At 42.9% G+C, this 6179-nt stretch carries 4 protein-coding genes; 1 reads left to right on the top strand and 3 read right to left on the bottom strand.

Translation table 11 applies throughout. From position 1 onward, the window contains the following. Positions 1-629: 629 nt before the first annotated feature. The 3 genes from AC4II3_RS04045 to lysS all read right to left on the bottom strand — a co-directional run bounded on the left by AC4II3_RS04045 (position 630) and on the right by lysS (position 4295). Positions 630-2264 carry an alpha-D-glucose phosphate-specific phosphoglucomutase gene (locus tag AC4II3_RS04045; protein ID WP_488010044.1) on the bottom strand — a complete coding sequence of 545 codons (1635 nt, stop codon included), beginning with the start codon at positions 2262-2264 and terminating at the stop codon, positions 630-632. Further along, positions 2264-2401: a hypothetical protein gene (locus AC4II3_RS04040; RefSeq protein WP_488010042.1), complete on the bottom strand. Its 138-nt coding sequence runs from the start codon at positions 2399-2401 to the stop codon at positions 2264-2266. Before AC4II3_RS04040 ends, AC4II3_RS04045 begins: the two co-directional genes overlap by 1 nt. Before the next feature lie 175 nt (positions 2402-2576). Further along, the gene (gene lysS / locus AC4II3_RS04035; RefSeq protein WP_488010040.1) at positions 2577-4295 is read right to left on the bottom strand and encodes a lysine--tRNA ligase; all 1719 of its coding nucleotides are present in this window, start codon (positions 4293-4295) and stop codon (positions 2577-2579) included. A 511-nt stretch (positions 4296-4806) separates the two neighbouring features. On the opposite strand from lysS, the gene AC4II3_RS04030 reads away from it, so the two are divergent. Next, on the top strand, positions 4807-6129 hold the full coding sequence (locus tag AC4II3_RS04030) for a four-carbon acid sugar kinase family protein (RefSeq protein ID WP_488010038.1): 1323 nt from the start codon (positions 4807-4809) through the stop codon (positions 6127-6129). Positions 6130-6179: the final 50 nt, after the last annotated feature.

Genomic DNA, 6179 nt, shown 5'->3' with positions numbered 1-6179 from the left:
AAAAATTGATTATTATATAACATCAATCAGCTAAGAATTATGAATGAGTAATTTTTCCCTCCCTCAGAGTATTTAGGGGTTATACTAAATCCGGGTTAAAGAATTATCTTTTTCATTCAGTCCCTCTTTAATTAAGTCATTGAGGTGTGCAAGCAAGTTTTTGCCCCAATCAATTTACTGTGGGGCAAAAAGGGTTAACACAAGAGAATTTAAGATTAGTTTAAAAATTAACTAATTTACAATAAATAATGTTGAAATGTGGCCAGCTATTTCTTTACTTGACGAAATATCCAAAAACTATCTGTTTAGATCAGCTAAATGTAACAATGATGAAAATTTTTATAGGTGCGCTTTCCGTGATGGCGAGCAATCCCTTGACCGTAGGTCACGCGGGGCGCGTTCGCCATCACGGGTCGCACCTCTAGGAATAAAAATCTGTTGCTATTGAAATCTAGGCGATCCACTATTACCGATACAGTTATTCATTGGTTACGGATAATAGGTAATAGGTAACTGGTCGGGGTTGTACCAATTACTAATTACCTATTACCTATTACCCGTGTTGCTTTGTTTAACTGGGTTTGAGGATTTCCCTTCAAACTTTAAAGGCAAACGTTACCATCAAAACTTTAGGTAATTACAGTGGGAACCTCCCGCTCTGTAAACTTCCGAATTTGGGCAATCTCATGGGCAAGGGAAATCAGTGGTTCCAATGCTTGTTGAGTATCCACGTCATGCTTAGTGGAATCTGGCTCATAGCTCTCTAAATAGAGGCGTAGGGTTGCCCCTTTTGTGCCAGTACCAGATAGGCGGAATACAATCCGAGAGCCATCAGTAAAGCCAATCCGAATCCCCTGCTTCTGGCTGACGCTCCCATCTACTGGGTCTGTGTAACTAAAGTCATCACCATACTCTACCTGGTAAGAGCCAAATTGCTGTCCTTTCAGGTCTGGGAAACTTGAACGCAGACGCTCCATCAGTTCCTGAGCTCGTGCCCCATCTACCTCTTCATAGTCATGACGGGAATAGAAATTACGACCATAGGTTTGCCAGTGGCTACGGACAATCTGCTCCACTGATTCACCCCGTACTGCCAGGATATTGAGCCAGAATAGCACTGCCCAAAGCCCATCTTTTTCCCGTACATGGTTAGAACCAGTGCCGAAACTTTCTTCACCACACAAAGTGGCTTTACCTGCATCCAATAAATTGCCAAAAAACTTCCAACCTGTTGGGGTCTCATAGCAATCGATACCTAACTGAGCCGCCACTCGGTCTACAGCAGCACTGGTTGGCATGGAACGGGCTACCCCTGCTAAACCTTGACTATAACCAGGTACAAGATGGGCATTGGCGGTTAACACGGCTATGCTATCACTGGGGGTAACGAAGAACGAGCTTCCCAGAATCATATTGCGATCGCCATCCCCATCAGAAGCAGCCCCAAAATCCGGGGCATTATCACCATAGAGAATATCCACCAAGTCCTTAGCATAGACTAAATTAGGGTCAGGATGACCACCGCCAAAATCTTCTAACGGTATACCATTAAGTACTGTACCGTCTGGTGCCCCTAAGCGTTTTTCAAAAATAGCATGGGCATAGGGACCAGTTACCGCATGTAATGAGTCCATACACATCCGGAATTTCCCAGAGGTTAGTAGCTGGTGAATGCGGTCAAAGTCAAACAGGGACTCCATTAATTGAGTATAAGGCTCAACTGGGTCAATCACCTCAACGCTCAAGGTTCCCAGAGTAAATGCACCTGGTCGGTCTAGATTCACATCCGCAGCCTCCAGGATTTTGTAACTATCGATGACTTTACTCCGAGCATAGATAGCTTCCGTCACCTTTTCTGGTGCTGGTCCACCATTACTGGTGTTATACTTGACACCGAAGTCACCTTTTGGACCCCCAGGATTGTGGCTAGCTGAGAGGATAATGCCACCTAATGCCTTATGTTTGCGAATAAGACAAGATGCTGCTGGGGTAGACAGAATACCACCACAACCGACTAACAACCGACCTAACCCATTGGCGGCTGCCATTTTGAGAATAGTCTGAATTGCTTGCCGATTGTAGTAGCGACCATCACCCCCTACAACTAGGGTTTGACCTTCACAGCCTTCTAGGGAGTCAAAGATAGACTGGATAAAGTTTTCTAGGTAATGGGGCTCCTGAAAAACGGTGACCGACTTACGGAGTCCGGAAGTACCGGGTTTTTGGTCTGTAAAGGGCTTAGTCGAGACAGTGCGTATGTTCATTACAAGCTAGCTACAGGTTGTACTGCTAATTCTTTATTGTTAACTGTTACCTGTTCATTGTTAATGAAAAATTCAAAAGTCTTTGACAAATGACCGATGACTTTTAGCGATCGCACTATCAATCCTTGCTTATTCACATTTTTGTTTATTTGTCAATGCTTCACCTTAATCTATCTAAGCTACAAGCGATTAGCTAAACTTGTGCAAAGCTAATCGCTGATTAAGAACTAAATTGTCATCTGACCGCTCAACTTATAATCCAATACCAAGTGACTAGATTATGGCTGATGAGCCTGAGGCTGAATCCTTACACTAAATTTCTCGGTCGAAGCCATATTTTTCGCGGATATGGGTATTAAAATACTGACCGATAGAAGGATTATCTTTCAAACCCTTGTAGATCTCCTCTGGTACATCTCGATACTTGTAGATACTACCATTATTGAATTCAACCCGAAGAATTTTTTTGTCTACGTCGTAGTCGAAGGATTTAATCACAGCGCTGGTACTTTTCAGCAATGGGAAAGCAATGACATCCCGAATACTAGGTGAATTAGTGAGTAGCATCACTAAACGGTCAATACCAATACCTAAACCACCAGTGGGAGGCATACCGTACTCCAGGGCAGCGAGAAAGTCTTCATCAACATCTTGAGCTTCCAAATCTCCTGCTGCTTTCCTGGCTGCTTGAGCTTCTAGTCGTTGCCGTTGATCTATAGGATCAGTTAACTCAGAATAACTGTTTGCTGTTTCTCTTCCTACTATAAACAATTCAAACCGTTCCACTAAGCCTGATTTTGAGCGATGGGGTTTAGTGAGGGGAGAGATTTCCACAGGATAATCCAGAACAAAAGTCGGTTGGATTAACGTTTCTTCTACCTTCTGCTCAAAGGCTTCATTGAGCAATTTGCCAATAGAATAGCAATCATTGGGAACCTCCACACCAGCATCTTTCGCTGCTGTTTTTGCCTGTTCAATGTCGGTAAATTTATCAAAATCTAAACCGGTTTGCTCTTTGACTAACTCGTGCATCGTTACTTTACGCCAAGGAGGAGTTAGATCAATTACTTCACCTTGGTAGTTAATGGTTAGTGTACCTAACACTTCCTTAGCAGCATTACTGATCAGATTTTCCGTCAACACCATCATCTGATTATAATCGGCGTAAGCCTGATAGATTTCAATCATGGTGAATTCCGGATTGTGACGAGTGGAAATTCCTTCATTGCGGAAGACACGCCCTAACTCATACACCTTTTCAAAACCACCAACAATTAGTCGCTTCAGATGCAACTCGGTAGCAATACGCAGATACAAGTCCATTTGTAAGGTGTTGTGGTAGGTGATAAAAGGACGGGCATCTGCACCACCAGCCTCACTCTGAAGTACCGGAGTTTCAATTTCAATAAAATCCTGTTGGTTTAAATAGTGCCGAATAGAAGCAGTAATTTTGGCACGACGACGAAAGGTTTCCCGCACATCAGGATTAACAATTAGGTCAACATAACGTTGACGATAGCGCTTTTCTGTATCCGTTAAACCATGCCATTTATCTGGCAAAGGTAACAGAGATTTAGTCAGGATATCATACTCCTTGACATAGATCGAAAGTTCCCCTTTTTCCGTGCGCTTGACGGTTCCTTTTGCCCCAATAATATCGCCAGTATCAGTGAGTTTTTTGAGAATATTAAAAGCATTAGGAAGGTCGGCCATTTTAGCAGTAATTCTCTTTTTATCCAGGTAAAGCTGAATTGTCCCAGTCTCATCCTGAATATTGAAGAAAGCTAATTTACCAAAGACACGACGAGCTATAATCCGACCAGCAACAGCCACTTCCACATCTACTTCTTCGCCATTGCCTAGGTCAGCATAGTTTTGCTGCAATTCGGCAGCCTGAGCTGTAGATTCCCAATTATAGGCATAGGGAATTAATCCTTCTGCTTTCAGTTGTTCAACTTTTTCAAGCCGTGTGGCGCGAATTTCTTCTAGAGTTGAAGTGCTTTGTGGTTCTGGACGGGATTGGTCTGACATAATTTATAGTGACAATATAGTGGACAAATAGTTTATAAACTGTGAATTATTGCTGCTTAGTGACCCCTTATTATATAGCAATTATATAAATTAAACGTTAACATCCTCGTTAAACTAGGTAATGGGTAACATCAGGGAAGTCTAACTAGTTATCAAGAATCATTTACCACTGCTCTATACTTCTAATTATAGCTGATTTTTTTGAGCTTATCAACTATAAAAAGCTTTATAGATTGTTTTCAAAATTGCCAATTTAGGATACATGGCTAACTTCCTGTTTTTCCATGTATTGTAACAGTAGTGCTCTCTAGCAAATGCTCAGGTTTTTTGTTGATTTTTTTATTTATTTTGGGATAGTATTCTGTTATCTAAATTGCTATATATACCTCTAGCTTGAGCTTGATTTATTAATGATTCTGATCATTGCTATAATAATCACCAATTAACGATTACCGATTCCCCATTCCCGATTACTATGGTAAATAACTGACTTTAATGACAGGCTTGGGAAATGAGCAAAAAACCAAAAATTATTGTCCTCGATGATGACCCTACTGGCTCCCAAACCGTTCACAGCTGCTTGTTGCTGATGCACTGGGATGTGGATACATTGCGGCTAGGACTAAGGGATAACTCCCCAATCTTTTTTATTCTTACTAATACCAGAGCTCTTAACCCAGAGCAAGCAGCAACTGTGACTCGGGAAGTTTGCCATAACCTCAAAATGGCCATAGACGCTGAAGGAATTAAAGATTTTATGGTAGTCAGTCGCTCTGACTCCACCTTGCGGGGGCATTATCCTGTCGAAACTGATGTAATTGCTCAGGAAGTCGGACCATTTGATGCCCATTTCTTAGTCCCCGCATTCTTTGAGGGAGGACGAGTCACTGTCGATAGTGTGCATTACCTAATCATTGATGGTATTAGAACCCCGGTGCATGAAACTGAGTTTGCCCGTGACTCGGTATTTGGATATCGCCATAGTTATTTACCCGACTATGTCCAAGAAAAGACCAAAGGTCAGATCAAGGCTGATGCGGTCGAGCGGTTTTTACTAGCAGATATTCGTAACAGTAGCTTGGAGCGCCTTCTCAAACTTTCCAATAACCAGTGTGGCGTTGTGGATGGGGAAACCCAAGGGGATTTAGATCAATTTGCGGCAGATGTCCTGAAGGCTGCTGCCCAAGGGAAACGCTTTTTGTTTCGCTCTGCTGCTAGTATTTTAACCTCCCTTGCTAGTCTTGGCCCCCAACCGGTAGCCCCTATGGATATGGCTCAGTATGTCCGACAGGGGAAACCAGGAGCTGTGATTGTGGGTTCCCACGTTAAAAAGACTACCCAGCAGCTGGAGCAGCTATTGGGAGCATCTGGGATTGGCGGTATTGAGGTCAATGTAGCCAATTTACTAGATGAATCCGAACAGCAACGGGCAAAACTTTTGGCAAGTATTCTCGATCGCGTTCAGGAAATTCACAGTGCTGGTAAGACACCGGTGGTTTATACCTCTCGTCAGGAATTGGTTTTTGAGGATGTGCAGAAACGGCTGGCCTTTGGAACAGTAGTTTCAGGCTTATTGATGGATATCGTGAGGGGATTACCTAAAGATATTGGGTTTTTAATCAGTAAAGGGGGTATTACCTCCAATGATGTCTTAAGTACTGGTCTGGCTTTGAGGTCAGCACGACTACTGGGTCAGATCCTTCCTGGATGCTCAATGGTGCTAACCGCTGCTGACCATCCCCAGTTTCCTAATTTACCTGTGGTGCTATTTCCTGGCAATGTGGGAGATGTGAATGGCTTGGTCACGGTTTACCGTCGATTGAGTGCAAACTAAGAATGTTTGACAGGATATTCGGTTGTGGGTGTGGGGTAACAGAGCAATAG

The organism is Moorena sp. (genome assembly GCF_982860115.1).
The sequence above is the reverse complement of the archived record's forward strand: the minus strand, read 5'-3'. Positions and strand labels throughout refer to the sequence as shown.